Source organism: Marinobacterium lutimaris, assembly GCF_900108065.1.
GTDB lineage: Bacteria > Pseudomonadota > Gammaproteobacteria > Pseudomonadales > Balneatricaceae > Marinobacterium_D > Marinobacterium_D lutimaris.
Genome location: NZ_FNVQ01000001.1, coordinates 1,125,843 through 1,151,387, shown reverse-complemented (window position 1 = coordinate 1,151,387; position 25,545 = coordinate 1,125,843). Strand labels below are relative to the sequence as shown.

The 25,545-nt window shown below is 57.7% G+C and carries 22 protein-coding genes and 1 riboswitch; of the genes, 17 read left to right on the top strand and 5 right to left on the bottom strand.

Annotation, left to right across the window (positions count from 1 at the left end):
• Positions 1-26 precede the first annotated feature (26 nt).
• Positions 27-533: a GNAT family N-acetyltransferase gene (locus tag C4S72_RS05100; RefSeq protein WP_104001958.1), complete on the top strand. Its 507-nt coding sequence runs from the start codon at positions 27-29 to the stop codon at positions 531-533.
• 14 nt (positions 534-547) lie between these two features.
• On the opposite strand, the gene C4S72_RS05095 is transcribed toward C4S72_RS05100, so the two are convergent.
• Positions 548-1,489, bottom strand: coding sequence for a LysR family transcriptional regulator (locus C4S72_RS05095; RefSeq protein ID WP_104001957.1), 942 nt, complete (start codon positions 1,487-1,489; stop codon positions 548-550).
• A gap of 98 nt (positions 1,490-1,587) precedes the next feature.
• Here C4S72_RS05095 and ydiJ point away from each other — a divergent pair, with 98 nt between their 5' ends.
• From ydiJ to ribB, 12 genes are all read left to right on the top strand, one after another.
• A complete protein-coding gene (ydiJ, locus tag C4S72_RS05090; RefSeq protein WP_104001956.1) occupies positions 1,588-4,641 on the top strand; it encodes a D-2-hydroxyglutarate dehydrogenase YdiJ in 3,054 nt (1,017 codons plus the stop codon).
• 139 nt (positions 4,642-4,780) lie between these two features.
• Positions 4,781-5,266 carry a ribonuclease E activity regulator RraA gene (rraA, locus tag C4S72_RS05085; protein WP_104001955.1) on the top strand — a complete coding sequence of 162 codons (486 nt, stop codon included), beginning with the start codon at positions 4,781-4,783 and terminating at the stop codon, positions 5,264-5,266.
• A gap of 372 nt (positions 5,267-5,638) precedes the next feature.
• Positions 5,639-6,718 carry a porin gene (locus C4S72_RS05080; RefSeq protein ID WP_104001954.1) on the top strand — a complete coding sequence of 360 codons (1,080 nt, stop codon included), beginning with the start codon at positions 5,639-5,641 and terminating at the stop codon, positions 6,716-6,718.
• Between the two features lie 333 nt (positions 6,719-7,051).
• A complete protein-coding gene (locus C4S72_RS05075) occupies positions 7,052-8,083 on the top strand; it encodes a sulfate ABC transporter substrate-binding protein (RefSeq protein WP_104001953.1) in 1,032 nt (343 codons plus the stop codon).
• A 41-nt stretch (positions 8,084-8,124) separates the two neighbouring features.
• Positions 8,125-9,225 carry a hypothetical protein gene (locus C4S72_RS05070; protein ID WP_146071862.1) on the top strand — a complete coding sequence of 367 codons (1,101 nt, stop codon included), beginning with the start codon at positions 8,125-8,127 and terminating at the stop codon, positions 9,223-9,225.
• 215 nt (positions 9,226-9,440) lie between these two features.
• Positions 9,441-10,280, top strand: coding sequence for a sulfate ABC transporter permease subunit CysT (cysT, locus tag C4S72_RS05065; RefSeq protein ID WP_104001951.1), 840 nt, complete (start codon positions 9,441-9,443; stop codon positions 10,278-10,280).
• A complete protein-coding gene (gene cysW, locus C4S72_RS05060) occupies positions 10,280-11,173 on the top strand; it encodes a sulfate ABC transporter permease subunit CysW (RefSeq protein WP_200826672.1) in 894 nt (297 codons plus the stop codon). Before cysT ends, cysW begins: the two co-directional genes overlap by 1 nt.
• Positions 11,174-11,185: 12 nt before the next feature.
• Positions 11,186-12,289 carry a sulfate/molybdate ABC transporter ATP-binding protein gene (locus C4S72_RS05055; protein ID WP_104001949.1) on the top strand — a complete coding sequence of 368 codons (1,104 nt, stop codon included), beginning with the start codon at positions 11,186-11,188 and terminating at the stop codon, positions 12,287-12,289.
• Complete coding sequence (locus tag C4S72_RS05050) at positions 12,286-13,206, top strand: CysB family HTH-type transcriptional regulator (protein ID WP_104001948.1); 921 nt, start codon at positions 12,286-12,288, stop codon at positions 13,204-13,206. The genes C4S72_RS05055 and C4S72_RS05050 overlap by 4 nt, the downstream gene beginning before the upstream one ends.
• 173 nt (positions 13,207-13,379) lie before the next feature.
• Complete coding sequence (nosP, locus tag C4S72_RS05045; RefSeq protein ID WP_104001947.1) at positions 13,380-14,540, top strand: nitric oxide-sensing protein NosP; 1,161 nt, start codon at positions 13,380-13,382, stop codon at positions 14,538-14,540.
• Positions 14,541-14,544: 4 nt separating this feature from the next.
• The gene (locus tag C4S72_RS05040; protein WP_327332473.1) at positions 14,545-17,187 is read left to right on the top strand and encodes a hybrid sensor histidine kinase/response regulator; all 2,643 of its coding nucleotides are present in this window, start codon (positions 14,545-14,547) and stop codon (positions 17,185-17,187) included.
• A gap of 119 nt (positions 17,188-17,306) precedes the next feature.
• Positions 17,307-17,481, top strand: a riboswitch (FMN riboswitch).
• 108 nt (positions 17,482-17,589) lie between these two features.
• Positions 17,590-18,261: a 3,4-dihydroxy-2-butanone-4-phosphate synthase gene (gene ribB, locus C4S72_RS05035; protein ID WP_104001945.1), complete on the top strand. Its 672-nt coding sequence runs from the start codon at positions 17,590-17,592 to the stop codon at positions 18,259-18,261.
• Positions 18,262-18,337: 76 nt separating this feature from the next.
• Here the strand turns inward: ribB and C4S72_RS05030 are convergent, their stop codons facing one another.
• On the bottom strand, positions 18,338-19,006 hold the full coding sequence (locus C4S72_RS05030) for a response regulator (protein ID WP_104001944.1): 669 nt from the start codon (positions 19,004-19,006) through the stop codon (positions 18,338-18,340).
• A gap of 238 nt (positions 19,007-19,244) precedes the next feature.
• Here C4S72_RS05030 and C4S72_RS05025 point away from each other — a divergent pair, with 238 nt between their 5' ends.
• The 3 genes from C4S72_RS05025 (at position 19,245) to C4S72_RS05015 (ending at position 21,047) form a co-directional block, all read left to right on the top strand.
• On the top strand, positions 19,245-19,586 hold the full coding sequence (locus tag C4S72_RS05025; protein WP_104001943.1) for a PilZ domain-containing protein: 342 nt from the start codon (positions 19,245-19,247) through the stop codon (positions 19,584-19,586).
• Between the two features lie 158 nt (positions 19,587-19,744).
• A complete protein-coding gene (locus C4S72_RS05020) occupies positions 19,745-20,212 on the top strand; it encodes an aminoacyl-tRNA deacylase (protein ID WP_104001942.1) in 468 nt (155 codons plus the stop codon).
• Positions 20,213-20,522: 310 nt separating this feature from the next.
• Positions 20,523-21,047: a disulfide bond formation protein B gene (locus C4S72_RS05015; RefSeq protein ID WP_160115445.1), complete on the top strand. Its 525-nt coding sequence runs from the start codon at positions 20,523-20,525 to the stop codon at positions 21,045-21,047.
• A gap of 13 nt (positions 21,048-21,060) precedes the next feature.
• Here C4S72_RS05015 and C4S72_RS05010 read toward each other — a convergent pair whose 3' ends face one another.
• Entirely contained in the window at positions 21,061-22,377 is a 1,317-nt protein-coding gene (locus C4S72_RS05010; RefSeq protein ID WP_104001940.1) for a sigma-54-dependent Fis family transcriptional regulator, read from the bottom strand.
• 196 nt (positions 22,378-22,573) lie between these two features.
• Between C4S72_RS05010 and C4S72_RS05005 the strand changes: the two genes are divergently transcribed.
• Positions 22,574-23,968: an MFS transporter gene (locus C4S72_RS05005; RefSeq protein WP_104001939.1), complete on the top strand. Its 1,395-nt coding sequence runs from the start codon at positions 22,574-22,576 to the stop codon at positions 23,966-23,968.
• A gap of 22 nt (positions 23,969-23,990) precedes the next feature.
• Here C4S72_RS05005 and C4S72_RS05000 read toward each other — a convergent pair whose 3' ends face one another.
• A complete protein-coding gene (locus C4S72_RS05000) occupies positions 23,991-24,794 on the bottom strand; it encodes an ABC transporter permease (protein ID WP_104001938.1) in 804 nt (267 codons plus the stop codon).
• Entirely contained in the window at positions 24,791-25,531 is a 741-nt protein-coding gene (locus C4S72_RS04995; protein WP_104001937.1) for an ABC transporter ATP-binding protein, read from the bottom strand. Before C4S72_RS04995 ends, C4S72_RS05000 begins: the two co-directional genes overlap by 4 nt.
• Positions 25,532-25,545 lie beyond the last annotated feature (14 nt).

The following is a 25,545-nucleotide window of genomic DNA, read 5'->3' as shown; positions in this document are numbered from 1 at the left end:
GCGACGATGTGATTCAGGGGCAGGGTATGAACATCTCTTATTGCAGCTTCGACGCTGAAGGCGAGCAGATTCTCGCTATCCTCAACGATGCGATCATCAATTCAACCGCGCTCTATGACTACGAGCCGCGCTCTCTGGATGACATGAAACAGTGGTTTGCGAGTAAAGCGGAAAACGCTTTCCCGGTGATCGGTGCCTTCGATGATGAAAGCGGGCGGTTGATGGGGTTCGCCACTTACGGCAGTTTTCGTGGCTACGCCGCCAACCGGTTTACCCTGGAGCATTCGGTTTACATCGATAGCGATTTTCGGGGTCGTGGTGTGGCTTCGAGATTGCTGATTGAGCTGATCAAACATGCCGGACAGCAGGGTTATCACCTGATGGTGGGCGTGATCGATGCTGAGAATCTAAGCAGTATCGCATTGCATGAGAAGTTTGGATTCAGCCACGCGGGTACGCTCAGTCAGGCGGGATTCAAATTTGGCCGTTGGCTGGACCTGGCGTTTTATCAAAAAATCCTCACTCAACCCTGAGATTGATCGGCTGTTCAGCGACACACCTGCACGCCTGCCGGGAGCTTCATCTGCGAAAGCTGCTCGCTGATGCTGGCCAGCAACGCCGCAGCCGCCGGGCTTAGCGCTCGACCGCGGCGGGTGATAATACAGATCTCCCGCTCAAGCTGGGGCTTGAGTAGTGGAATAAAGCGTAGCTGCTCAAAGGAATGGGTATCGGCGGCCAGCGCAGGCAATACCGAGACACCCAGGTTCTGCGCGATCAGTGCGGCGAGCCCGGCGGGGTTGGTTGCCTCGATTTTGGCATCATCCAGTTTGATACTTAGCTGGCCGCTGGCGCTGAAACGTTCCAATTGGGCGCGAATCCCCGTATCACCGCTTAACAGCAGCAGTTCGTCGTTGGGTACCTGGGACCAGTTGAGTTGGGTTGCGTTGGCCAAGCGGTGATGCCGGGTAACGACCAGACCGTAACGGTCACGCAGTATCGGCTCATATTCCAGGTCCGGTTGCTGGGAATGGTTGCCGGCGATGGCGAAGTCGACCTCGTTGTTGAGCACACGTTGTTCCAGGCTGCCGGCGCTGTCATCACGGATATGGACGCGGATACCGGGATGGGTCTGGCGAAACAGCGGCAGGGCGGTGGGCAGCAGTCGGGTGACTACCGAGGGCGAGCCCGCCAGGCTGACGTGGCCCTCTTTCAACTCGGCGCGGGACTGGAGATCGGTCATCGCCGTATTAAAATCTGACAGCAGGCGTTCGGCCACCGGTAGAAAGCGCTCTCCCTCGGCGGTTAGCAGTACGCGGCGAGTCGTGCGGTCGAACAGCTTGAGTCCCGCCTGGTCCTCGAGCTGCTGAATCTGGGCGGTCAGAGTGGACTGGGTCAGGTGCAACCCCTCGGCGGCGCGGGTGAAGCTACCGTTGAGGGCGACCTCGACGAAAGCCTGCAGCTGGCGAATCGAGATATTATTCGTATTCATCGATTAATTAATAGAAATATATCGTTTGAATGATAAATGCGGATTTTGCATCATTAGCCCCATTCAATCCACGTCTTTAAAAGCTCACAGGATTAGCCATGATCCCACGCATTGCCGAAACCGATACGATTCAGGATTTGTACCTCGCATTTGTCGAGGCGCTGAAGGAGAGCGGCTTTGAGGGGGATCTGAACCCCGACTACGCCAACCGCGTGGTGCTTGCCACCGATAACAGCATCTACCAGATTTTACCCCAGGCGGTGCTCTATCCGCGTAACACGGATGACTTGGTGCGTATCGCCCAGCTGGCGGACAGCCCGCGCTTTAAAGAGGTGGTGCTGAGTGCCCGTGGCGGCGGTACCGGCACCAACGGTCAGTCGCTGACCGATGGCCTGGTGGTTGATGTTTCCAAGCATATGAACCGTATCCTGGAGATCAATCCGGAAGAGCGCTGGGTGCGAGTGCAGGCCGGTGTGGTCAAGGATCAGCTCAATGCGGCGCTGAAGCCCTATGGCCTGTTCTTCGCGCCGGAGTTGTCCACCAGTAACCGCGCCACTGTTGGCGGCATGATCAACACCGACGCCAGCGGTCAGGGCTCGGTGATGTACGGCAAGACCCGTGACCATGTGCTGGAACTGAAGAGCGTGTTCCTCGGCGGCGATCTCTGGACCTCCGGCCCCGTTGAAGAGGCCGAGCTCGACAAGATCAAGGCGCGTGAAGACCGCATCGGCGAGGTGCACCGTACCGTCGATGAGATTTTCGGCCGCTGCAAGGAACAGATCGACGCCACCTTCCCGAAACTGAACCGCTGCCTGACCGGTTACGACCTGGCGCATATCCGCGATGAGCAGGGGCGTTTCAACCTGAACTCCGTGCTCTGTGGCGGTGAAGGCTCGCTGGCGTTTATCGCCGAAGCCAAGCTAAACGTGCTGGCGATCCCCAAGTACTCCGCGCTGGTTAACCTCAAGTACGACAGCTTTGAATCCTCCCTGCGCGATGCCCAGGCGCTGATGCAGTGGGGCCCGACCTCTATCGAGACGGTGGACTCCAAGGTACTGAACCTGGCCATGGAAGATATCGTCTGGGATGCGGTCAGTGATTATTTCCCCGCCGTTGAAGGCGAACCGGAAATTCGCGGCATCAACCTGGTGGAATACACCGGCGATGACGAAGAAGCGCTGAAAAAAGATGTGGAAGCGCTTTGTGCCCACCTGGATAAGGTAAAGGGTCAGCCTGGCGTCAGCTTCGGCTACACCGTGGCCTACGGCGCCGGCGAGATCGGCAAGATCTGGGCGATGCGCAAGCGCTCCGTGGGTCTGCTGGGTAACGCCAAGGGGCAGAAGCGGCCGATTCCGTTCGTCGAAGATACCGCGGTACCGCCGGAAAACCTGGCCGACTACATTATGGAGTTCCGCGCACTGCTGGACAGCCATGGCCTCAAGTACGGCATGTTCGGTCATGTGGACTGCGGCGTATTGCACGTGCGCCCGGCCATCGATATGAAGGATGAGGCGCAGGAGGGGATGATCCGTGTGATCTCCGATGGCGTCGCCGCGCTGACCAAAAAGTACAAGGGTCTGCTATGGGGCGAACACGGTAAGGGCGTGCGTTCCGAATACGCGCCGGAGTTCTTCGGCCCGCTCTATGCCGAGCTGCAGAGGATCAAGGGCGTCTTTGATGGCCGCAACCAGCTTAACCCCGGCAAGATCGCCACGCCGGCGATCGATGGCGCCGAGCTGTTGAGTATCGATGGCGTCCAGACGCGTGGGCAGCTCGACCGTGAGATTCCGGTGATCGTGCGCGAACAGTACGATTCCGCCATGAACTGTAACGGCAACGGCGCCTGCTATAACTACGACCCGAACGATGCCATGTGTCCGTCATGGAAGGGCACGCGCGAGCGCATCCATTCACCGAAAGGCCGCGCCTCGCTGATCCGCGAATGGCTGCGCCTGATGGCGAAGCAGGGCGTTAATCCGGTGGCTGAGGCCAAAGAGGCGCGCCGCGGCTCCGGGCTGCTCTCACTGCCGGTGAAGCTGCGCAATACGCTTCGCCGTAACAAGGGCGAGTACGACTTCTCCAATGAAGTGCACGAAGCGATGATGGGCTGCCTGGCGTGTAAGTCCTGCGTCGGTCAGTGTCCGATCAAGGTGAACGTGCCGGACTTCCGTTCCCGCTTCCTCGAGCTCTATTACAGCCGTTACCTGCGTCCGATGAAGGATTACCTGGTCGGTAGCCTGGAATTTATGATGCCGACGCTGTCGCGCTTCCCGGCACCTTACAACTGGGCGATGACTAACCCGCTGATGCGCAGCGTCATGCGCCGCATGGTCGGTATGGTCGACAGCCCGGTCATCTGCACCAACGATCTGCGCAAGGGGATGAGCGAGCGCGGTATCGAATGGGCAACGCCGGATCTGATCGAATCCCTGAGCCCGGCTCAGCGTGACCGTGCTGTGGTGATCGTGCAGGACGCCTTCACCAGCTACTTCGAAACCCAGCTGGTGCTAGACCTGATCGACCTGTTGGGGCAGTTCGGCTACTACGTGATGGTGGCGCCGTTTATGCCGAACGGTAAGCCGCTGCACGTGCACGGCTTTATGAAGGCATTCAACAAGGCGGCCAAGCGCAATGTGGAGATGCTGCGAATTCTCGAAGCCACCGGCGCGCCGCTGATCGGTATCGATCCCTCCATGACCCTGACCTACCGTCAGGAATATGCCGATGCGGTGGGCCGGGATCTGCCAAAAGTCTCGCTGGTACAGGAGTGGTTGGCCGGTGAACTGGGCAATATCCGTATGGAGCGTGACCTGCCGAGTGCCGAATACAAGCTAATGGCGCACTGTACCGAGAAAACCTCTGCAGCACCGTCGCTGAAACAGTGGCAGCAGATCTTTGACGCACTCGGCCAGAAGCTGACGATCCAGTCCTCCGGTTGCTGCGGCATGTCCGGCACCTTCGGTCACGAGACTGCCAACTATCAGCGTTCCAAGGATATCTACGACCTGAGCTGGCGCAACATCGTCAACAAGCCGGAGAACCGCGGTCAGCTGATGGCTACCGGTTACTCCTGCCGTTCCCAGGTGAAGCGTCTCGATGACCAGAGTCTGCCGCACCCGGTTCAGGTACTGCTCAGCCTGATCCGCCAGTAAGCCTTTTGCCGCGCCCGCACAGCCGATGCGGCAAAAAGGCGCGGCAGAGCCCCAGGGACTGGAACTTAAGTGCTAGTGCAATTGCAACAAAACTGGTCCAGTATTCAGCCAACTAAAGAGTCAAACCAAGGAGTCTGCCGTGGAAGATCTATTGCCCGAGCTGTGTGACCAGTTCCCCGACCTGGTCCGTGTTGTTGAACCGATGTTTGCAAACTTCGGCGGACGGGAAAATTTCGGTGGTGAGATCGTCACCATCAAAGCCTTTGAAGATAACTCCCTGGTGCGCGAACAGGTTGCTCAGCCGGGTGAGGGCAAGGTACTGGTGGTTGATGGCGGAGCTTCCATGCGTCGCGCCATGCTCGGCGACATGCTTGCCGAAAAGGCGGCCAGCAACGGTTGGGAAGGAATCATCATCTACGGCTGTATTCGTGATGTGAACGCTATCGGCGAAACCGATATCGGTGTGCAGGCGCTGGGTACTATCCCGCTGAAAACCGATAAGAAGGGTGTCGGCGAGCTGAATATCCCGGTGACTTTTGGCGGTGTTACCTTCAATCCCGGTGAGTACGTCTACGCCGATAACAATGGCGTGCTGGTCTCTGCACAGAAGCTGGAACTGGCCTGATCAGTCCCTAAGTCCAAGCCCAAGCTTTGCAAAGCGCCTTTCGAGGCGCTTTTTTCGTTCTTAGGTCGCAGGATTTACACCTCTCTCACAAGGCTTAAGTAGGGAGCCGGTCTATATCCCTGGGTCAGTGTCATAAAGAGGTAATACGTCCGGCCGGACCGGTCAATCGTTGCAGTACAACCGTATTAAACCGACGACAGTCATCGGCATTGCCTCGTTTCCACCTCTTTCATCTCGGCTGAAAAGTCGACTGGAAACAGCGCTCAGGTCGAATACTCCCGGTTCTCCGTGCCTTTAATAATCGATCCCCATCAGGCTCCGGCTTCAAACCTGTGACCTGAGCGTCATGACAAAAAATAATAAGGGGATCACATGAAAAACAAGAATCTGACCCGTTCACTGCTGGCCTTGGCCGTCACTGCAGCGTCCGTATCGGCCCAAGCCGAGATCGTTCTCTACGACAAGGAGGGCACCAGCTTCTCCGCAGACGGTCTGCTGAATGCTTTCTATACCCACCAGGAACAGGGCGACAGCAAAGTCTCCCGTGTCCGCATGGGCTTTCTGCCTAACTACATCGGTTTCAACGTGGCCAAAGAGCAGGGCGACCTGACGCTCGGCGCGCGCTCCTCGTTCTGGGTAACCATCAACGACGTCAGCAACGACGACCTGAACGGCGACAGTGAAACCGATACCGGTATCGATGTGCGTCAGTTCTACGGCACCGTCGATGGCGATTGGGGTCAGGTACTGTTCGGTAAGGATTTCGGTCTTTACGCCCGCAGCAACATTTTTAACGATGAGCTGCTGCTGGGTGTTGGTTTTGCGCCGCAGAATTCGGTGCGTACCACTTTCGGCAACATCACCACCGGTTACCCCTACGCCAACCCGAATACGCAGATCACCTATCGCACACCGACCGCCAATGGCTTCCAGCTCGCTGTAGGTATCCTGGATCCGAGCTATTCCAATGATCTGAGCCGCTACAGCGAAGAGCCGCGCTTCGAGGCAGAGCTGACCTACAACGCCGATTACAACGGTCTGAAGATCGGTGCCTGGTTAAGTGGCGCCATGGGTGAAACCACCACTGCCACCGATTCGGTCGATGCACAGGGCGTGGCTTACGGCGTCCAGCTTGGCTACGGCGGCTTCAAAGTAACCGCTTCAGGGTTTGATCAGGAGGGTATCCCGACCACCTTCACATCGCATGTGCTCGATTCCGAGATAGATTCTGATGGCTATCTCGTGCAGACATCCTACACTTACAAAGCCGTTCGAGGAGTTCTCTCTTACGGCAATGTAGATGCGGGTGGCAGTGAGAGTGAACTTTCTGCCGGAGCGGTGTTCTACAATGTTACCGACAACTTGAAACTTGTCGGAGAATACAGTGTCTACGAACCTGAGGGCGGTGAAGATATAGACACTTTAGCGTTAGGTGCCGTCCTCACCTGGTAAATCATCATCTTTTCAGCATGATGCTGGCCGCAAACCGGACCTCCCCCCTTCATCCGGTTTGCGGCTTTTATTTGGCCATATTGATCAATCACTTATCGAAATAAACAACCTCCAGTGATTGCCGCTCGCGCCTCCTGCCGTATCAAGTGCCTTATCGAACCCAAAAGAAGCGCAAGTTTCCCGGTCGAAGTAGATCCTCATGCGGGGAAATCATCCGTACCCGCCTATTTGACGTTTTTGTAATAAGCATTTTAGTTTTTATTAATTTTTATAATAAAGCGCGATTGTTAGAGTCGATTCATCCCAGAAATTAGTTAAAGGATGAATTGTAAAATGTTCCCGAAAAAACCTTCCCAACTATTTAAAGCCTCGCTTCTGACCCTGGCGGTGGCCGCGTCTGGTGCGGTATCTGGTGCGGTCAGCGCCAAAGATATCCGGCTGCTGAACGTATCGTACGATCCTACCCGTGAGTTCTATCAGGAGTTCAATCCTCTATTTCAGCGCTACTGGCATGAGCGCACAGGCGATGATGTCGATATTCGGCAGTCGCATGGCGGGGCAGGGAAACAGGCGCGTTCGGTCATCGACGGGCTTGAGGCCGATGTGGTGACACTGGCTCTTGCCTACGATATCAGTGCAATCAGCGAGCACACGGGCAAGCTGCCCGCAGACTGGCAAAGCCGTCTCCCCAATAACAGTTCGCCCTATAACTCGACGATCGTTTTCCTGGTTCGCAAAGGTAATCCTAAGGCGATCCATGACTGGGACGATCTGATCAAGCCGGAGGTCGAGGTGATCACGCCGAACCCGAAGACCTCGGGCGGGGCGCGCTGGAACTATCTTGCGGCATACGGCTACGCACTGGAAACGCATCAGGGCGATGAGGAAAAAGCCAGGGAGTTTGTCTCCGCCATCTACCGGCAGGTACCGGTGCTTGATTCAGGCGCCCGTGGCGCCACCAACTCCTTTGTACAGCGGGGGCTCGGCGACGTGCTGCTTGCCTGGGAGAATGAGGCTTTTCTGGCGGTCAATGAGCTGGGTCCGGATCAGTTTGAGATCGTCGTCCCCTCGGTTTCTATCCTTGCTGAGCCGCCCGTGACCCTGGTCGATAAGGTGGCCGATGCAAACGATACCCGCGCCGTTGCCGAGGCGTATCTTGCCTACCTCTATTCACCACAGGCGCAGCGACTGGCGGCGAAGCACTACTACCGCCCGGTACTGCCGGCCCTGGCTGATCCGCGGGATATCGCCCGGTTCCCGACCCTGAAGACGTTTACTGTCGATCAGCTCTTCGGTAGCTGGCAGCAGGCACAACAGGTTCACTTTAATGACGGAGGAGTGTTCGACCAGATCTACGCTCCCTGACTCAATCAGGGTGGCCAGTTACCTCGTCTGAAAATCTTTCCATGCATATAGCAGGCAGCCAGCAGGCTGCCTTTTTTGCGGGTACCGGCACCGGTTTCCCGCCCGTCAAATGCGATGACGCAGCTTCTGGTTTCCAGGGGGCTTGTTTCCATTGCCTGCCGATGTTCGGGCGACCGTACAGTCAACGCCATATCAGACGACGAGAACAACAATGCCAGACAAAGGAGATACCTATGCCTCTGACCTATATTGTGAAACATCTTAACCGGCGCCTGCGCGAACTCCACCCAGACTCTGTACTGGCGGAGGTTGGGCGGATTGGTCTTGAACCCGAGGGGGTGAGTGCGCAGATCCAGAATATCAAGCTGACGCCGGTACATTCCTCGGTCTTTTCGACGACAACCTTCGCCCATTTTGCGAACAACAGCGAGCTTAGGCTTAATGACCCGTCGGGTGCGCTAAGCGGGCAGCGGGTTTATCTGCAGGCTTGGAACGGCAGCGATATTATTTTCCTCGACAGGCTGATAAGGACGTTGCAGTGCCTTCATTATATCTATCTCAACCTTGGCAACCCGCCGAAGCCGCCGCTGATTCTCGATATACATACGCGACATATAGAGGCAGTACCTAAAGATCATGGCCTGGTGTTTGAAAGTCTACTGCACAGCCTGGGGCTTTCACCTTGCCAGATCATTCTGCGCCTGAATCTGTCCTGTACGACCGAGCTTTCAGGCCTGGCCGGGGCCATCGAAAATTTTCGCGACCGGGGCTACGGGCTGTTGCTTCATTGTGAGCACTTAACCGGGCTCTGCGTTGATGCGCAGAACACCTGGGAGCAGAACCTCCGGGGAATACGGGCGCTGGGGATAGGGTATCTGGAGTTTCGCAGTGCTGCATCGGGGGCGGTCGACTACCCGGCGGCTATGCTGGAGTTGAACCGCATTGCGCGAGCGGAGGGATTTGCGACCCTGCTCATCGGTCTGACCGATAGACTCGCCTTGCAGCGCGCTCTGGATGATCGCTTCGATGGGGTTGAGGGGCCGGTTTTCGGTGACGGCGAACAGCTGTCGGAGGCCTCTTCAAAGGCGGGAGCTTTGGGCTTTGGCCTGAACCCACTCGAGGGTTTGAGCTGGATAGTGTGAAAATCACTATATGGAATAAGTAATTCAATTTTTAATATTATTAAGGAATAAAAAGCGGCGATAGACTCAACTCCATAACGTTTATGGAGAAACTAAATGTCTTTAACCCAAGCTCGAAGTGCACGCGGTGCTCTGTTTCCCAAGGGTGGGTACCTGAGCATCGCGAGAAGGTGCTCTGCGGCAGATCCCGTTGCTCTGTCAGGAGGCGCGGGATCATGGCAGTGACCAGATCTTTCAGTGTGTTGCCAGGGTTTAATCTTACCCTTGGGTACACACTGCTCTATCTCTCAATCCTGGTGCTGATTCCCTTATCGGCGGTATTTATCAAGGCCAGCGAGTTCAGCATGGCGGAGTTCTGGACGGTGGTGACCGCTGACCGGGTTGTAGCGTCCTACCGGCTCTCATTCGGTTCTTCGCTTCTGGCAGGCCTCATCAATATGGCGTTTGGCCTGATGCTGGCCTGGGTGCTGGTGCGCTACTCCTTTCCGGGGAAAAAACTGGTCGATGCACTGATCGATCTGCCTTTTGCCTTGCCGACGGCTGTGGCCGGGATCGCACTGACCGCGCTCTACGCCCGCAATGGCTGGCTGGGACAGATTATCGAGGGTTATTTCGGTATCCGCGTGGCGTTTGCCCCGCTCGGTGTGTTGATCGCGCTTGTCTTTATCGGACTTCCATTCGTGGTGCGCACGGTGCAGCCGGTGCTTCAGGACCTTGATGCAGAGCTTGAGGAGGCGGCCGCGAGTCTTGGTGCCAATCGCTGGCAGAGCTTCAGGTATGTGGTGGTGCCGGTGTTATGGCCGGCTTTGCTAACCGGCTTTGCGCTGGCGTTCGCCAGGGCCGTCGGCGAATACGGTTCGGTGATATTTATCGCGGGGAATATCCCCAGGGTGTCAGAAATCACGCCGCTGATGATCATCACCAAGCTGGAGCAATACGACTACACCGGTGCTACCGCCATCGCCGTCGTCATGCTGATCTTTTCATTCATCATGTTGCTGTCGATAAACGGCCTGCAGGCATGGAGCGCAAGACGCACAGGGAGGGCGGGCTGATGAGCAGCACACTTCTGTTACCGGTTACTGGCATCGCCCGCGGGCATCAGACCAGCTTCGAGATCAATCATGCCACGCGGGAGCCAGTGTGGCTCCGGCGTATGGTCGTAGCCATCGCACTGCTGTTCTTTGGTGTCTTTCTGCTGATGCCGCTGATCGCGGTATTTGTGGAGGCCTTTCGCAAGGGGATCGGGCTCTACTGGCAGGCGCTGCTTGATCCCGATGCTCTGGCCGCCTTGAGGCTGACATTTATCGCGGCGGTCATTGCCGTGCCACTGAACCTGGTATTTGGCGTGGCGGCAGCCTGGCTGATCGCGAAGTTCGACTTCAGAGGCAAACACTTGCTGATCACGTTTATCGATTTACCGTTTTCGGTGTCGCCGGTGATTGTCGGCCTGATGTATGTGCTGGTTTTCGGCGTCAATGGCTGGTTCGGCGGGCTGCTGCAGAGCTGGGATTTAAAGATCATCTTCGCGATCCCCGGGATCGTGCTGGCCACGGTCTTTGTGACCTTCCCGTTTATCGCCCGCGAGTTGATCCCGTTGATGCAGGCGCAGGGCAGGGAGGAAGAGGAGGCGGCCATCGTGCTGGGCGCCAACGGCTGGCAGGCGTTCTGGCACGTGACCCTGCCCAATGTGAAATGGGGGCTGATCTACGGTGTGATTCTGTGTAATGCCCGCGCCATGGGGGAGTTTGGCGCCGTGTCCGTGGTATCGGGCCATATTCGCGGGCTCACCAACACCCTGCCGCTGCACGTAGAGATTTTGTACAACGAATATAACTTTTCAGCCGCTTTCGCCGTGGCGTCGCTGCTGGCGCTGCTCGCGCTGGTCACGCTGTCGATCAAATCCTGGGTGGAGCACAGGGCCCAGGCAGCGGTTGGCGCTCATTAAGGATAGGAACTCATGAGTATTCAGGTAAGAAACATCCAGAAGCGTTTTGGCGACTACCAGGCCCTGGACAACATCAGTCTGGAGTTTCCCAGTGGCGAACTCGTCGCGCTGCTGGGGCCGTCCGGCTGTGGCAAGACGACGTTGCTGCGAATTATAGCGGGACTTGAACAGGCGGATTCAGGCCAGGTGTGGCTAGAGGGTGAAGATGCGTCCAGTACCCATGTCAGAGAGCGCCAGGTCGGCTTTGTGTTCCAGCACTACGCTCTGTTCAAGCACATGACGGTTTTCGATAACGTCGCCTTTGGAATGCGCATGAAGCCGCGCCGTCAGCGACCAACGGAACAGCAGATACGGCGCAAGGTTCATCAGCTGCTCGATCTTGTGCAGCTGGACTGGCTGGCTGAGCGCTTTCCTGCCCAACTCTCCGGTGGTCAGCGTCAGCGCGTCGCCCTGGCCCGCGCACTGGCGGTGGAGCCCCGTGTTCTGCTGCTTGATGAGCCCTTCGGCGCCTTGGATGCGAAAGTGCGCAAAGAGCTCAGGCGCTGGCTGCGACAGCTGCACGATGAACTGCATATCACCTCGATTTTCGTGACCCACGATCAGGAGGAGGCGCTGGAGGTGGCCGATAAAGTGGTACTGATGAATCGCGGCCAGGTTGAACAGGTGGGTTCGCCAGAGCAGGTTTACCGCCAGCCCGAAACGCCCTTTGTCTATGGCTTTCTCGGCTCGGTGAACCTTTTTCACGGTCGCGTCGGCGAAAATGTGCTGCGCGTAGGTGACGAAACGCTCGCCCATCCCGCACCGGGTTTTTGCCTCGACACCGAGGTGTTTGCATTCGCCCGGCCCCATGAGCTGGAGATACTGCCGGACCCTGCGGAAAAAGAGGGTATCTGTGCGCGTGTGAACAGGGTGCTCTCATTCGGGCTTAGCTCCCGCGTCGAGCTGGAGGGGATTGAGGGTGCACTGGGCCAGCACTTCGAGGTGGAGATCAGCAATGAACGCGCGGCGCAGCTCAGCCTCAGATCCGGACAGCAGGTGCGGATCAGGCCGTCCACACTGCGCCTGTTTGAGCGCAGCGGGGATCATCCATCAGTGCCTGCAGGAACCCGAGCATGAATTTTCAGCAACTGAGGATTCTCAGGGAGACCGTGCGGCGAAATTTTAACCTCACCGACGTCGCCAATAACCTGTTTACCTCGCAGTCGGGTGTGTCCAAGCACATCAAAGACCTCGAGGAGGAGCTGGGCGTCGATATCTACATCCGTAAAGGCAAACGCCTGCTCGGGCTGACTGAGCCGGGTAGGGAGCTTGCGCGCAGCGCCGAACGCATCCTGGAGGAGGCGGCCAATATGCGTACATTGGCGGATCAGTATGTCCGACAGAATGTGGGCGAGCTATCGATTGCCACGACTCATACCCAGGCGCGTTATTCACTGCCCGCGATCTTGTCGAAATTTCGTGAGCTTTACCCCGGCGTCAGGCTTAAACTTCACCAGTCGGGTCCTGCGGAGATCGCCCAGCTACTGCGCAGTGGTGAGGTGGATGTAGCGATCGCCACCGAGGCGCTGGATCAGGCCGCGGACTTCGCCGCCTTTCCTTTCTACAGTTGGCATCACGTGGTGATTGTCCCTAAAGGACATCCGCTCACCGAGGTCGATTCGCCGGACCTCTCCGAGATCGGCAAATACCCGATCATCACCTACCACGAAGGTTTTACCGGCCGTTCAAAGGTGGAAAAGGCGTTCAGTCACGCGGGTATCACGCCGGACATCGTCATGTCGGCTCTGGATGCCGATGTGATCAAGTCCTACGTCGAACTGGGTTTGGGGATCGGGATTATCGCCCCCATGGCGTTCGATATGGATAGGGACGAGGGCCTGGAGGTGATCAACGTACACAGGCTGTTTGCTGAAAACCAAACCTCCATCGCATTGAAGCGTGGCCGTTTATTGCGCCAGTACGTCTACCAGTTTATCCAGCTGTGTAGCTCGGATCTCGACGCTGACTATCTGCAGCGCGTCGTGGAAACCTAGCCTGCGTTATCTGATCCCGTACGGCCGACCTGGGGGTTGTTAAGTCGGTAGAAGCCTTGAAGGAGGCTTCTACATCTCTCGCATCCTCAATATCAGTACTCAAGTAGCATTAACCCCCCAAGGCTTGTGTGCCTACAATCAGAGTAAACAGCGACAGACTTGAGAGAATCGCGATGAATGCCCCCATTATCAGAGAGCCGGTGAGAACCGCCGTCTCCGATCTAAAAGATCCGGCCGCAGCAGCGGGGGAGATATTTCAGCAGCTCAGTCACCCCGAGATCGGATTCGTGCTGTTTTTCTGTTCCGCTGAGTATGATCTAGAAGTACTGAGTTCTGCACTGGATGCCCACTTTGGCGATATCAGCGTCGCCGGTTGCACCACCGCCGGAGAAGTCACGCCCGAAGGCTACGACCGCGGCAGCATCACCGCCATCGGGTTCGATAGAAATCTCTTCGCCATCGATGTCGAGCTGGTCGAGTCACTGGATCGTTTTTCTCTCTCCAACGCTCAGGAACTGGTGTCGCGCCTGGTCGGTTCCTGCCGCGAGGCGAGAGTCGCACCGATCAAGGGCCACAGCTTTGCGCTGACGCTGCTTGATGGTCTGTCGAGCCAGGAGGAGATGGTGCTGATGACGCTGAACTCCGCCCTCGGCAGCATTCCCCTGTTTGGCGGCTCCGCCGGCGACGATATCCACCTGACCAATACCCATGTCTACTACCAGGGGCGCTTCCATACCCAGGCCGCCATCGTCATTCTGGTCAGCACACCGCTGGATTTTGAGGTATTCACCACCCACCATCTGCGCCCGCTTAACGAAAAGATGGTGGTCACGGCGTCAGATCCACGCACCCGAACCGTTTTTGAGCTCAATGCGGCCCCTGCAGCCGAGGAGTATGCCGCGCTGGTGGGCATGCGGGTGGAGGATCTGGATGTCTCCACCTTTGCGCTGCGACCACTGGCGGTACGTATTGGGCAGGAGTACTACGTGCGCTCGATTCAGCGGGTCAATCCGGATGGCAGTCTGACGTTTTACTGCGCCGTGGAGAACGGCATAGTGCTGACCGCCATGAAGCCGGATTCACTGCTTGACGACCTGTCTGGTCATTTTGACCGTATCGAGGCGGAGATCGGCCAGCCGCTGATTACCATCGGCTGTGACTGCTTCCTGCGCCGTATGGAACTGGAGCTCAATGGCGAAGAAGAGACCATGTCCCGCTTTTTACAGGCCCACCGTGTGATCGGTTTCAACACCTACGGGGAACAGTATGACGGCATGCACATCAACCAGACCTTCACCGGCGTCGTTATCGGCCAGCGCAACCGCAATGGATAAGGCGGTGAAAGAGCAGCTTACTTCCGATCAGTGTAATGAAGAGCCGCATAATCAAGAGCAGCTGACTCCAGAACAGCTGCGCGCACGGGTCGAAGAGCTGGAGGCGGAAAACGGTCGCTTGTGCCGTATCCGCGATGCGCTGATCGAAAGGGTCGAAGCCAGTAGTGGCTTACGTGCCGAGCCCTACGCTGCGTTCGAGCATTCAGTCACCCTGGCCGAGCAGGTACGAGAGCGCACCGAAGCGCTTAACGCGGCGCTGCATGATCTGAAGTATTCCAACCAGGCGTTGAAGCAGGCCAACGAAGAAGCAGCCACTGCACATCAACGACTTATCGACGCAATTGAAAGTATTTCCGACGCTTTTGCGCTGTTCGATGCGGACCGGAAACTGGTCCTGTTCAATAACCGCTTCCGTGAAATCTGGGCGCTGTGCGGCGTCAATATTCAGCGCGGTATTACCATCGAACGTTGTCTGGAATTGGGGCTCGAGCGTAACCTGATCGTCGAAACCCAGGTCTGGCAGGGTGAGGATGCGAATATCTACCGCCTCTGTGACGGGCGCTGGCTGCAGATGAGCAGCCGTGAAACCGGCGATGGCGGTATGGTCGCGCTCTACACCGATATTACCGAGCTAAAGGCATCCGAAGCTGCCCAGCGCGAACAGGCGCTGGCGGTCAAATCCCGCCTGCTGCAGAGCACCGTGGATAACCTGTCTCAGGGCGTGGCGCTGATCAACGCCGAGGGCCGCGTGGAGATCTGGAACGACCTGTTCCTGGAGCTTACTCTCCTCAACGCCGAGCAGTTGGCTGACAGTCCGCGCTTTGAACAGCTGATGAGCGCCTCCGATGTAACCCTCCTGACACCAAGATCGCGGGATGAAGCCGACAATCCGCTCACAGAACTGACCCAGGAGCTCCGCGATGGTCGGGTGATAGAGATCCGCACCCATCCGCTCTCCGCCGGTGGCTACGTCAACACCTACACCGATATCACCGACCACTCCCGTTACGCCGAAACCCTGCGTGAAAGCGAGCGCTGGATCCGCGTGATTACCGACCACGTGCCGGCGCTGATCGCCTATATCGGTGAAGGGATGCGCTATCAGTTCACCAACAAGGTGTATGACGAGTGGTACGGCTGGCCGCGCGGCTCGCTGATCGGCGAGACCATGAGTCGCGTGCATGGTGAGGTTCAGTATGAGCGCCTGGAACCCTACGTTAAACGGGCGATGGAAGGAGAGAGCGTTACCTTCGAAATCGAAGAGGCCAACGCGCTCGGCGAGAACCGTTACCTGCTTAAAGCCTACGTGCCGAATCTGGGTGCCGATGGCAAGCCGGTGGGCTTCTTCGTCATGATCCGCGATATCACCGAGCGCCGTCGTACCTCGCTGGCGCTGCAGCAGGCCTATGAAAACCTGGAGCAGCGCGTACGTGAACGCACCTCGGAGCTGACCGAGGTAAACCAGCAGCTGCGGCTGGAGATCGGCGAACGAAAAACCATCGAATCGCGGCTGCGTGACGCCAAGCAGGAGGCGGAGCGTGCGAACCTGTCGAAAACCAAATTCCTGGCGGCGGTCAGTCACGACCTGCTGCAGCCGTTGAATGCGGCCCGGCTGTTTACCGGCGCCTTGCTGGAACAGCCGATGCCAGAGCGTATTGCAGGCCTGATCGGCTCGGTAAGTAATTCACTGGAGGATGTGGAGCGGTTGCTGAGCACCCTGGTCGATATCTCCAAGCTCGATGCAGGGGTGATCAAGCCGGACGTATCCGCGTTCCATATCAACGAACTGTTGGAAAATATCGCCTCGGAGTACACCCATATAGCCCAGAGCGAAGGGCTGAGCTTTCACGCGGTTAACTCCAAGGCCGTGGTGCACAGCGATCCGGCGCTGCTAGGGCGCATCCTGCGGAACCTGCTTTCTAACGCCGTGCGCTATACCGGCGCCGGCGGCAACATACTGCTAGGCTGTCGTCGCAGGCGCGAGGGGCTTGAGATCCAGGTGTGTGATACCGGCAGCGGTATTCCCTCCGACCAGCTGGCCACCATCTTTCAGGAGTTCAAACGGGGTAATAACGCCGGTCAGGACAAGGGACTCGGCCTGGGCCTGGCAATCGTCGACAAGATCGCCAGCATGCTCGGTCATCGAATCGATGTGCGCTCAACCCCCGGCCGTGGATCGATATTCTCGGTACTGATCCCCTACGGCGAACTGGCGCCTCAGCATACGGTGCCGCAGTTGAAGGTGAACGACTTTGGTGACCGGCTGCAGGGCGCCAGTGTTTGGATGATCGATAACGATCAGTCGATCTGCGATGGTATGTCCACGCTACTGGAAGGCTGGGGTTGTGAGATCGTCACCGCACTGAGCCTGGAACAGTTGCGCGAGAAGGTTGCCGTCGGCTCCGCGCGGCTGGATCTGTTGATCGTTGACTACCATCTGGACGATGGCGTGAACGGCGTCGACCTGGTGCGAGAGATCATGCCGCAGAGGCCGGACGAGCCGCCGGTACTGATGATCACCGCCAACTACAGTAATGAACTCAAACAGGAGATGCGCTCGTTGGGCTATCACCTGATGCACAAGCCGATCAGGCCGTTGAAGCTGAAGACCATGTTGAGCCACCTGATCGATCCTCAAACTGCCTGAGCCCACTCTCTGAGAACACAACGCTGCAAGGAACACTCAGTTCCTCGCGGCATTGTGTTGTCAGCTTTCCGTCGCAGACCCTTTAGGGTAGGGTAAGAGCGCTTTTATTACATATCAGCTTAAATTCTCAGGGCGGGGCGAAATTCCCCACCGGCGGTATTTTTGTCTGCGCAGCCGTTTTCCTGGCACCAAGAGCGCAACGAAAGAGCCCGCGAGCGCCTGCCGATGGCAGGGTCAGCAGATCCGGTGAGATGCCGGAGCCGACGGTTAAAGTCCGGATGGAAGAGATTTAGGTTCGCTTCGTGCGCCATCCCCGTATGGCGCCTGTGCACGCCTGCTTGCCAGTATCCATATCTGGCTATTCCTTCATGCCCTGATTCTGGAATCAACACGGAGTTATCCATGAATCAGATCGAACCCATTAATATCCTCGACACCTTTGGTGACAGTACCAGCCGCGTTGAACGGGCACTGGAATCCCTGCGCAACGGCCAGGGCGTTCTGCTCGTCGATGACGAAGATCGCGAAAACGAAGGTGACCTGATCTATTCCGCAGAGCATCTGACCAACCAGCAGATGGCGCTGCTGATCCGCGAATGCAGCGGTATCGTCTGCCTTTGTCTCACCGATGAGAAGATCAAGCAGCTGGAACTGCCGATGATGGTGCAGGACAACACCAGCCGCCACGGTACCGGCTTCACGGTGACCATCGAAGCGAAGCAGGGAGTGACCACCGGTGTCTCCGCTGCCGACCGGGTCCAGACCATCAAGACGGCGATTGCCGCGGATTGCACGCCGGATGACCTGGCGCGTCCTGGTCATGTGTTCCCGCTGCGCGCCCAACCCGAAGGCGTTCTCGCACGCCGTGGTCATACCGAAGGCACGGTCGACCTGATGCGCTTGGCGGGTTTGAACCCGGCGGGTGTGCTCTGCGAAGTGACCAACGAGGATGGCACCATGGCGCGCCTGCCTGAGCTTGCCCTGTTTGCACGCAAGCATCAGATGCCGTTGTTGAGCATTGAGGATATCGTCGCTTATATCACCGAAACGCAGCAGGTCCGCGAAGCGGTTTGATCCGTCGGGAAGTGATAGAAACGTTAAGGGCCGCATGAAGCGGCCCTTTCTTTTTCGGCTAACTGAGCGCGCTGGGTTAGCGTCTCAGGTAATGGGCGAAGTCGATATCGCTGGCGGAGAGAATCGCCTGCACCCGGTTATGCACGCCGAGCTTACGCAGGATGGCCGATACGTGGGCCTTCACGGTGGTTTCGGCGATGCTGAGGTTGTAGGCGATCTGCTTGTTGGATTCGCCCTGGGCCATGCGCTCTAGCACCAGTAACTGGCGGCGCGTCAGGGAGTTGAGCATTTCAGGCGGAATCTGCGGTTCGCTCATGCGCCGCTGACGGCGGTTGTCGCTGGAGGCGGAGCGGATGATATCCGAGGGCAGGTAAACGTTGCCGTTGAGTATCTGTTGCAGCGCCTCCGTCATCTGTGGGCGCGGTGAGGACTTGGAGATGAAACCGACCGCGCCGCAGGTAATAGCCTGCAGGACAATCTGCTTGTCATCTTCGGCGGAAACGATCACGACCGGGACCGTGGGGGCTTCATTACGCAGGGAGATAAGGCCGTTAAGCCCATGCATGCCGGGCATGTTCAGGTCGAGGAGCACCAGATCAAGATCATCGTCTTCGGTAGCCAGTTGCAGGGCGGTTTCCAGATCTTCGGTTTCGATTGTCTCAGATCCGGGAAAACCACTCTGGATTACATTGATAATCGCTTCACGAAATAGAGGGTGATCGTCGGCAATCAGAATTTTGTACACGTTGTTTCCCTCTTATCGTTTTTGTATAGGGAGTTGGGTGCCACGCAATTGCGCTTTCACTATTTTAGTTACGACTATTACAGCCGTTAGCCGGCCACTAGGGAATTAAACCATCGTGGAATCGAACCAGTACTAAAGTACTGTTTTATACACCGGCTGCGATGTGGGCGTAAACCCATTTACTGCCTAAGGTTTCTAGCCTAAACTGTTGAAATAACGCGTATATGAGGAGTAGTTGATGGACGCTGACAGGCGCCTTTATCCCCGCGTGTTCGCCGATCTCAGTGCGCAGGCGAATAAGGGCAGTGACCAGTTTCCAGTTCAGCTGGTTAATCTCAGCCTCTCTGGATTCCAGATAGAGGGCGGTGGCCAACTGGCCGCGCTGAAGGCGGATGCCGGTAAGGCAGGTATCGAACTGAGTCTCGATTTTCAATTGGCAGGTAAGACGCTCTCGAGCCTGTGTCGAGTCGTCTATAAACGTCGTATGTCCGCAGATCGTGCCGCGCTCGGCCTCAAAATTATCAGCATGGATGAGGACGCTCGCTCCGTGATTGCGGACTACGTCCAATCCCGGCTTTGACGGCTCCCCTCACGGTGCGTACAGGGCTGGTTTTCTTCGCCTGGGGCACGGCAGGAAAGGGCTTCAGCAGCTAATCTGTAAGATGATATCAGTCATCGAAGGAGGCAGTATCTATCTTCCGCACGAAGCGGGGGAAGTTGGGCTGCGAGGAGCAAACCATGTCTATTTCATCCACATTGCAATCCTACCTGGATCGGCAGAAGGTTCCCTACCATCTGCGCCACCACCCCTATACCGAAACGGCCATGCGCTCGGCTTTTGCTGCGCGGGTTCCGGCTCACCGAGTCGCCAAGGGCGTGGTATTGAAAGATGAAGAGGGCTTTGTGATGGCCGTGGTGCCGTCCGATCGTCAGGTGGACCTGAACGCGGTGAATCGTTCACTGAACCGTCTGTTGGAACCGGCAGCGCAGAGGGATGTGAGAATCCTGTTTCGGGACTGTGATCCCGGCGCTGTACCTTCGCTCGGTCAGGCCTACAACATGAAGATCATCTGGGACGATTCCCTGGCGAAAGAGCAGGCCTGCTTTATCGAAAGTGGCGATCACACCGAACTTCTTGAACTTGATCACCAAAGTTTCATCCAATTGATGGAACATCAGCCCCATGGGCTGATCAGTTGCCATTAGTCAGTTTCCCGGCCAGCAGACCGCCGCTGCCGACCGGGCCGGAACTCTAAATTCTGAATTCTGTAAAATCTCTGTGTTGAGCAGTCAGAGAACGACGCATCGACATTGGCGCCGCATCGGTCAATGTGTAATGTTTCGCGGCGGTAGATCTTTATCGGCACCTTTTTATCGGCTGTTATTGTTGTCTTAGCGACGAAATGACATGTCGCATGATATTGGCGTCAGTTTTGACTACAGGGTTGAAGTTTATCCCTGTAGAGTAATAATCATTATCTTTCGGCCCGCAGTCCTTTGAATCTATAGGAAAATGATGCTCGACTTTCTCTCCGCTACAGCTCGCAGCCGTGTCTTCTGGTTTCTTGTTCTGATTGCCTGCCTGCTGCTCGAGGGCACGGCGCTCTATTACCAGTACGTGCTCGATTACGGCCCCTGTGTGTTATGCGTGCATATCAGGGCATGGATCATGGGATTGGGTATTGTTGCGCTGCTGATGCTGATTGTGGGCGGTCCGCTTGCGGTGCTGGGTCAACTCGCTTCCCTGGGCTTATCGGCGGGCATGCTGTATTCCAGCTGGATCACCCTGGGCGTCGAGCGGGGCACCGCCGGTGAGAGCTGCACCATGGATCCCAATTTCCCAAGCTGGCTGCCGCTGCATGAATGGTCTCCGGCCATGTTCGAGCCCTGGGAGCCCTGCGGTTATACGCCAATGATGCCGTTTAATATCTCCATGGCCGAAGCGCTGGTGGCTATCTCTGCTATCTGGGTACTGGTGTCGGCGGTGCTGTTTCTGGCGAGCCTGCGCAGGCCGAAGCAGAATAAGTCGCTGTTCCACTGACGGTGGGCTGCAGTCAATGCGGTTGGCACAGAATCACCAGCGTACCGATAATCCGCTTACCGTCGCGGATCGTCTGTAACTGATGGGGCGACAGCCATTCAGGCAGGTTGTTCAGGTTCGGATTGATCGCCAGATCCAAAGGCGCCAGGCGGGTTTGGGGCGTCATCGGCAGCGACGAATCTATCGCAGCCAGCAGTTTCTGTGACTGCTGGTTTGCGCGTACCAGGCGGCCGCGGCGGTCAAAAGCCAGTAGCCCCTCGCTGCGCCAATCGCTAAACGCCGCTTTGCAGCAGCGGATAACGTCCTCGCGCTGGGCAAAATAGCGTTCGGCAAGGTTTCCCTCGATCAGCCGCGCGGCGGTGATAACAAATTCCAGTGCCTCATGCTGATAGGTATCGGTCAGGCCAGACAGGTCCACGGCGCCGAGTATCTGGCCGTCATGCGGGTCACGAATCACATCGGCGGAGCAGGTCCAGCGCTTGATGCCGGCACAGAAATGCTCAGCGCCATAAAGCTGCACCGGTTCTTCTGCCGCAATGGCGGTGCCTATGGCATTGGTGCCAACCGCGAACTCTCCCCATTGCCCGCCCTCAATTAGGTTCACCCGGCCTGCGGCACTGTAGACCGCCTTATCCGCTTCCGCTTCCAGGATGAGTCCTTGGGCATCGCTGAGCACCATAATGCTGTCGGCGCGAAACAGGGCATCGCGCGCATGACGCAGTATCGGTTGGGCCGCATCAAGCAGCTCGGTGTTTGAGGCTTGGCGGTACGCGAGCTCGTCCTGGTCGCTGGCGGGGGCGTCTGAGCGGGTGGGGTCAAGCCCCGAGTCCTTGCAGCGGATCCATGACTGGGCGACCACCGGTCTAACGAGGTTGGGCGGCAGCTGATGGTCGGCCATGAATGCGACCCAGATATCCAGTAGCTGTTCGTGCTGCTCGGGGTTGCTTAACAGCAGGGAGCGCTCCTTCATCTGCCGTGTGGCGGAAGCAGCCTGATCCCGGGTATAGAACTGCTGATTACGAGAGAAGCCGGCGACGATACCGGCGCGGGCAGCGCAGGGGCGGCCGTTGTCATCGCGGGATGCGATCAACTCCTCGGGGAGTCCATCCAGCAGATGCATGGGCGCCTCGCGACCGTCAGCGAAACGAGAGGGGAGCACAACACCGCTTTCCATATCGTAGAAGGCCGGCCGGAAGCCGAGAATGCGGTTTTCTTCACTGACGCCGCCGCTGCCACGGAAGATACGGTTCTGATCTTCAAGATCAGTGAGCGTCAGAATTCGCCCTCCCTTGCTTCTGTTTTTGCCCGATTGTCTGGGCTTGGTGTTCATGCTGTCGCTCCTGCTCGGAACGGGCTCCTGAGGAGGACCGGATTCCGCTGCTGAGTTAATTCATTCCTTTAACCTGTCACTTTCGAGTATAGCTGCTGGTCGCCGGTTTTCGGGCTCTGGCGGTATTCGAGCTGAAAGTTGACGTAATACCCATTACACTTTGTGCCCGCCTTCGGTTTTAAGGAAAACGCCATTCATGAGTCACCCCAGGGATCTTTACGAGAGCGCATCGGTACGCTGGCTGACGCTGCTCAGTGTCTGCGTCGCCACTTTCCTCATGCCGATGAGTCTTTCGTCCGTGAATGTGGCGTTGCCGGTGATCGCCAGCGACCTTAAGGCGGACGCGGTGCTGGTCAGCTGGGTGCCGACCATGAACCTGCTTGGCGCCGTGGCATTTCAGCTTCCGGCCGGGCGTATCGGCGATATTCTCGGACGCAAAAAGATCTTCATGGGCGGTGCGCTGCTGTTTGCGGTGAGTTCGCTCAGCGTTGAGCTGATCAACGATATCCGACCGTTGCTGGCGATTCGCCTGATTCAGGGTATCTCCGGCGCCATGATCTTTGGTACCGGCATGGCGATTGTCAGTAACGTGTTTGCCAACCATAACCGTGGCATGGCGCTGGGGATCACCTCGGCGGCGGTCTACCTGGGCCTAACCTGTGGTCCCTGGATCGGCGGCATACTGACCGATGTCTGGGGCTGGCGCTCGGTGTTCCTGATTCCACTGCCGCTGGCGGCGCTGGCGCTGATCATGGTGGGGACCTTCGTTCATGAAACCGAGCGCAATCCCCATGAGCGACTCGACTGGATAGGCAGCCTGATCTTTATGACCGCGACCTCATCGCTGTTTGTCGGTATCTCCTGGCTGCCTTCCTGGACCGGTGCCTTGCTGGCGTTGTTCGGTGCCGCGGCGATGGCACTCTTCGTTTATCAGCAGGAGCGCTCCTCCTATCCGCTGATCCGCCTGCGGCATATGATCGGCAACAAGGTGTTTTTCCGCTCTATTCAGTCCAGCTTTCTGATGTACTCGGCGAACTACCCGCTACAGTTCATGATGAGTCTTTACCTGCAATACATTCAGGGCCTGACGCCGTCAGAGGCGGGCCAGCTGATGCTGCTGCAGGCGGCGGTGATGGCGGTGGTCGCACCGCTTTCCGGGCGGCTGTCCGACCGTCTTGAACCGCGTGTACCGGCGACGCTGGGATGTGTTTTCTTCATGCTCGGGCTGGCGGCCCTGGCCACCGTGGATGAAACCACATCGCAGGGCTTTATTGCGGTGCTGCTGCTGGTGATGGGGCTGGGCATGGGGCTGTTCACCTCGCCGAACAACAATGCGGCGCTCTCCGTAGTGAAGCCAGAGCGGCTTGGCGTGGGTTCGTCGATCCTGAATATCTCCCGCGCCATGGGCAATATGCTCGGCATGGCGGTGGTGGTGCTGCTGTTCAACCTGATTATCGGCAATGCACAGATAGAGCCGGATCAGTATCCGCTGTTGATGAGCGTGCTGCGCATCGCCTTTATCATCTGCGCCGGTTACGCCGCACTGGCGGCGTTTACCTCCTGGCGTCGCGGCGCGGTCCGTCCCGCCTGAGGGTTTCCGGCTTCAGCTCAGTTCAGGCTTTGGCCGGAGCGGCCCGCACGGTGCGCTCCGGGTTAAAGCTGATCACCGCCAGGGTGGCGAACACCAGTGTTGTGCCCAGGGTGATCGCCAGCGCCTGCAGGTTAAGCTGCTGGTAGAGCGCAAAGCGCACCAGTTCCACTGCGTGGGTGAACGGGTTGTACTGGCAGACCCAGTACAGCCATTCGCTGGACTCGCGCATCTTCCAGAGCGGATAAAGCGCCGATGAGAGAAAAAACATCGGGAAGATGACGAAGTTCATCACCCCGGCGAAGTTCTCCAGCTGGCGGATTCTTGCCGACAGGAACAGCCCGATTGAACCCAGTAGCAGCGCCACCAGGATCAGCGCCGGTAGGGCGGTAATCAAACCCAGCGCTGGAGGCTCGACTCCGGCCAGCCAGGCAATCGCCAGAAAGGCGTAGACCTGCACCAGCGAGATCAGGGCTATGGCGAGCAGCTTGCTGATCAGCAGCCAGCTACGTGGTACCGGGCTCATCAGCAGCACTTTCATGCTCCCCATCTCCCGGTCGTACACCATCGACAGCGAACTCTGCATGCCGTTAAACAGCAGAATCATGCAGCAAAGTCCCGGTGCTATGTAGGTCTCATAGGTGATGTAGGTCGCGTAGGGCGGAATAATCGCCACCCCCAGCGCTGCGCGAAAGCCGGCGGCAAACACCACCAGCCAGAGTAACGGACGCACCAGCGCACTGAGAAAACGGCTGCGCTGCTGGATAAAGCGCCAGAACTCCCGTTTCACCACGCCGGTGAAGGCATGCAGGTACATATTCAGAATCATGCGGTGACCTCCTTGGCTGACGTGAGCCGGTCAAACAGGGCATCGAGGGAGGTTTCATCACTCTGTTGGCAGACGTCGCGACCGATCCCCTGGGCCAGTACACGGCCACGGTGGAGGATAACCACCGGATCATCCAGTGAGATCTCCTCCAGCAGATGGGTTGCCCAAAGCACCGTCAGTCCCCGTTCCTCGCAGAGCTGGCGTACCGCCTTGTTGATCGCCTGACGGGACGCCACATCGAGCCCGGCGCTGGCCTCATCCAGCAGCAGGATATCGGGGCGGTGCAGCAGGGCGCGGGCGATCTCCACGCGACGGCGATGACCGCCGTTCAGCGAACGCACCTTGTCTTTAGTCCGATCCGCCAACCCAAGCCATTCCAGCTCTGCAGCGGCGCGTCGACGGATCTCTCTCGTGGAGAGCCCATGCAGTGCGCCGTGATACTCCAGGTTCTGCATCACGGTCAGATCGAGATCGAGGGTGCTCTGCTGAAACACAACGCCTAGGCGGGCGAGCAGCGCGCGTGGATTGCGGTTGATTGAATCATCGCCCAGGCGGATCTCTCCCTGCTGCACCCGGTAGAGCCGGGTCAACAACGCGAACAGCGTGGACTTGCCGGCGCCGTTAGGTCCGAGCAGGGCATTAAACTGTCCCTCCACCAGACCGATGTTGACGTTATCCAGCGCGGTCCTCTGTCCGTATTGGTGGCTGACGCTGTCGATCTGCAGTGCGATAGTCATAAAAACCTCTGCCA

What these genes read in the sequence shown, in the direction of transcription:
- C4S72_RS05000 (WP_104001938.1), bottom strand. Translation starts at nt 24,794, where the DNA reads ATGATTCTGAATATGTACCTGCATGCCTTCACCGGCGTGGTGAAACGG.
- C4S72_RS05055 (WP_104001949.1), top strand. Translation starts at nt 11,186, where the DNA reads ATGAGTATTCAGGTAAGAAACATCCAGAAGCGTTTTGGCGACTACCAG.
- nosP (WP_104001947.1), top strand. Translation starts at nt 13,380, where the DNA reads ATGAATGCCCCCATTATCAGAGAGCCGGTGAGAACCGCCGTCTCCGAT.
- ydiJ (WP_104001956.1), top strand. Translation starts at nt 1,588, where the DNA reads ATGATCCCACGCATTGCCGAAACCGATACGATTCAGGATTTGTACCTC.
- C4S72_RS05005 (WP_104001939.1), top strand. Translation starts at nt 22,574, where the DNA reads ATGAGTCACCCCAGGGATCTTTACGAGAGCGCATCGGTACGCTGGCTG.
- ribB (WP_104001945.1), top strand. Translation starts at nt 17,590, where the DNA reads ATGAATCAGATCGAACCCATTAATATCCTCGACACCTTTGGTGACAGT.
- C4S72_RS05050 (WP_104001948.1), top strand. Translation starts at nt 12,286, where the DNA reads ATGAATTTTCAGCAACTGAGGATTCTCAGGGAGACCGTGCGGCGAAAT.
- C4S72_RS05020 (WP_104001942.1), top strand. Translation starts at nt 19,745, where the DNA reads ATGTCTATTTCATCCACATTGCAATCCTACCTGGATCGGCAGAAGGTT.
- cysW (WP_200826672.1), top strand. Translation starts at nt 10,280, where the DNA reads ATGAGCAGCACACTTCTGTTACCGGTTACTGGCATCGCCCGCGGGCAT.
- C4S72_RS05100 (WP_104001958.1), top strand. Translation starts at nt 27, where the DNA reads ATGAACATCTCTTATTGCAGCTTCGACGCTGAAGGCGAGCAGATTCTC.
- C4S72_RS05010 (WP_104001940.1), bottom strand. Translation starts at nt 22,377, where the DNA reads ATGAACACCAAGCCCAGACAATCGGGCAAAAACAGAAGCAAGGGAGGG.
- C4S72_RS05070 (WP_146071862.1), top strand. Translation starts at nt 8,125, where the DNA reads ATGCATATAGCAGGCAGCCAGCAGGCTGCCTTTTTTGCGGGTACCGGC.
- C4S72_RS05080 (WP_104001954.1), top strand. Translation starts at nt 5,639, where the DNA reads ATGAAAAACAAGAATCTGACCCGTTCACTGCTGGCCTTGGCCGTCACT.
- C4S72_RS05025 (WP_104001943.1), top strand. Translation starts at nt 19,245, where the DNA reads ATGGACGCTGACAGGCGCCTTTATCCCCGCGTGTTCGCCGATCTCAGT.
- C4S72_RS04995 (WP_104001937.1), bottom strand. Translation starts at nt 25,531, where the DNA reads ATGACTATCGCACTGCAGATCGACAGCGTCAGCCACCAATACGGACAG.
- C4S72_RS05075 (WP_104001953.1), top strand. Translation starts at nt 7,052, where the DNA reads ATGTTCCCGAAAAAACCTTCCCAACTATTTAAAGCCTCGCTTCTGACC.
- cysT (WP_104001951.1), top strand. Translation starts at nt 9,441, where the DNA reads ATGGCAGTGACCAGATCTTTCAGTGTGTTGCCAGGGTTTAATCTTACC.
- C4S72_RS05095 (WP_104001957.1), bottom strand. Translation starts at nt 1,489, where the DNA reads ATGAATACGAATAATATCTCGATTCGCCAGCTGCAGGCTTTCGTCGAG.
- C4S72_RS05015 (WP_160115445.1), top strand. Translation starts at nt 20,523, where the DNA reads ATGCTCGACTTTCTCTCCGCTACAGCTCGCAGCCGTGTCTTCTGGTTT.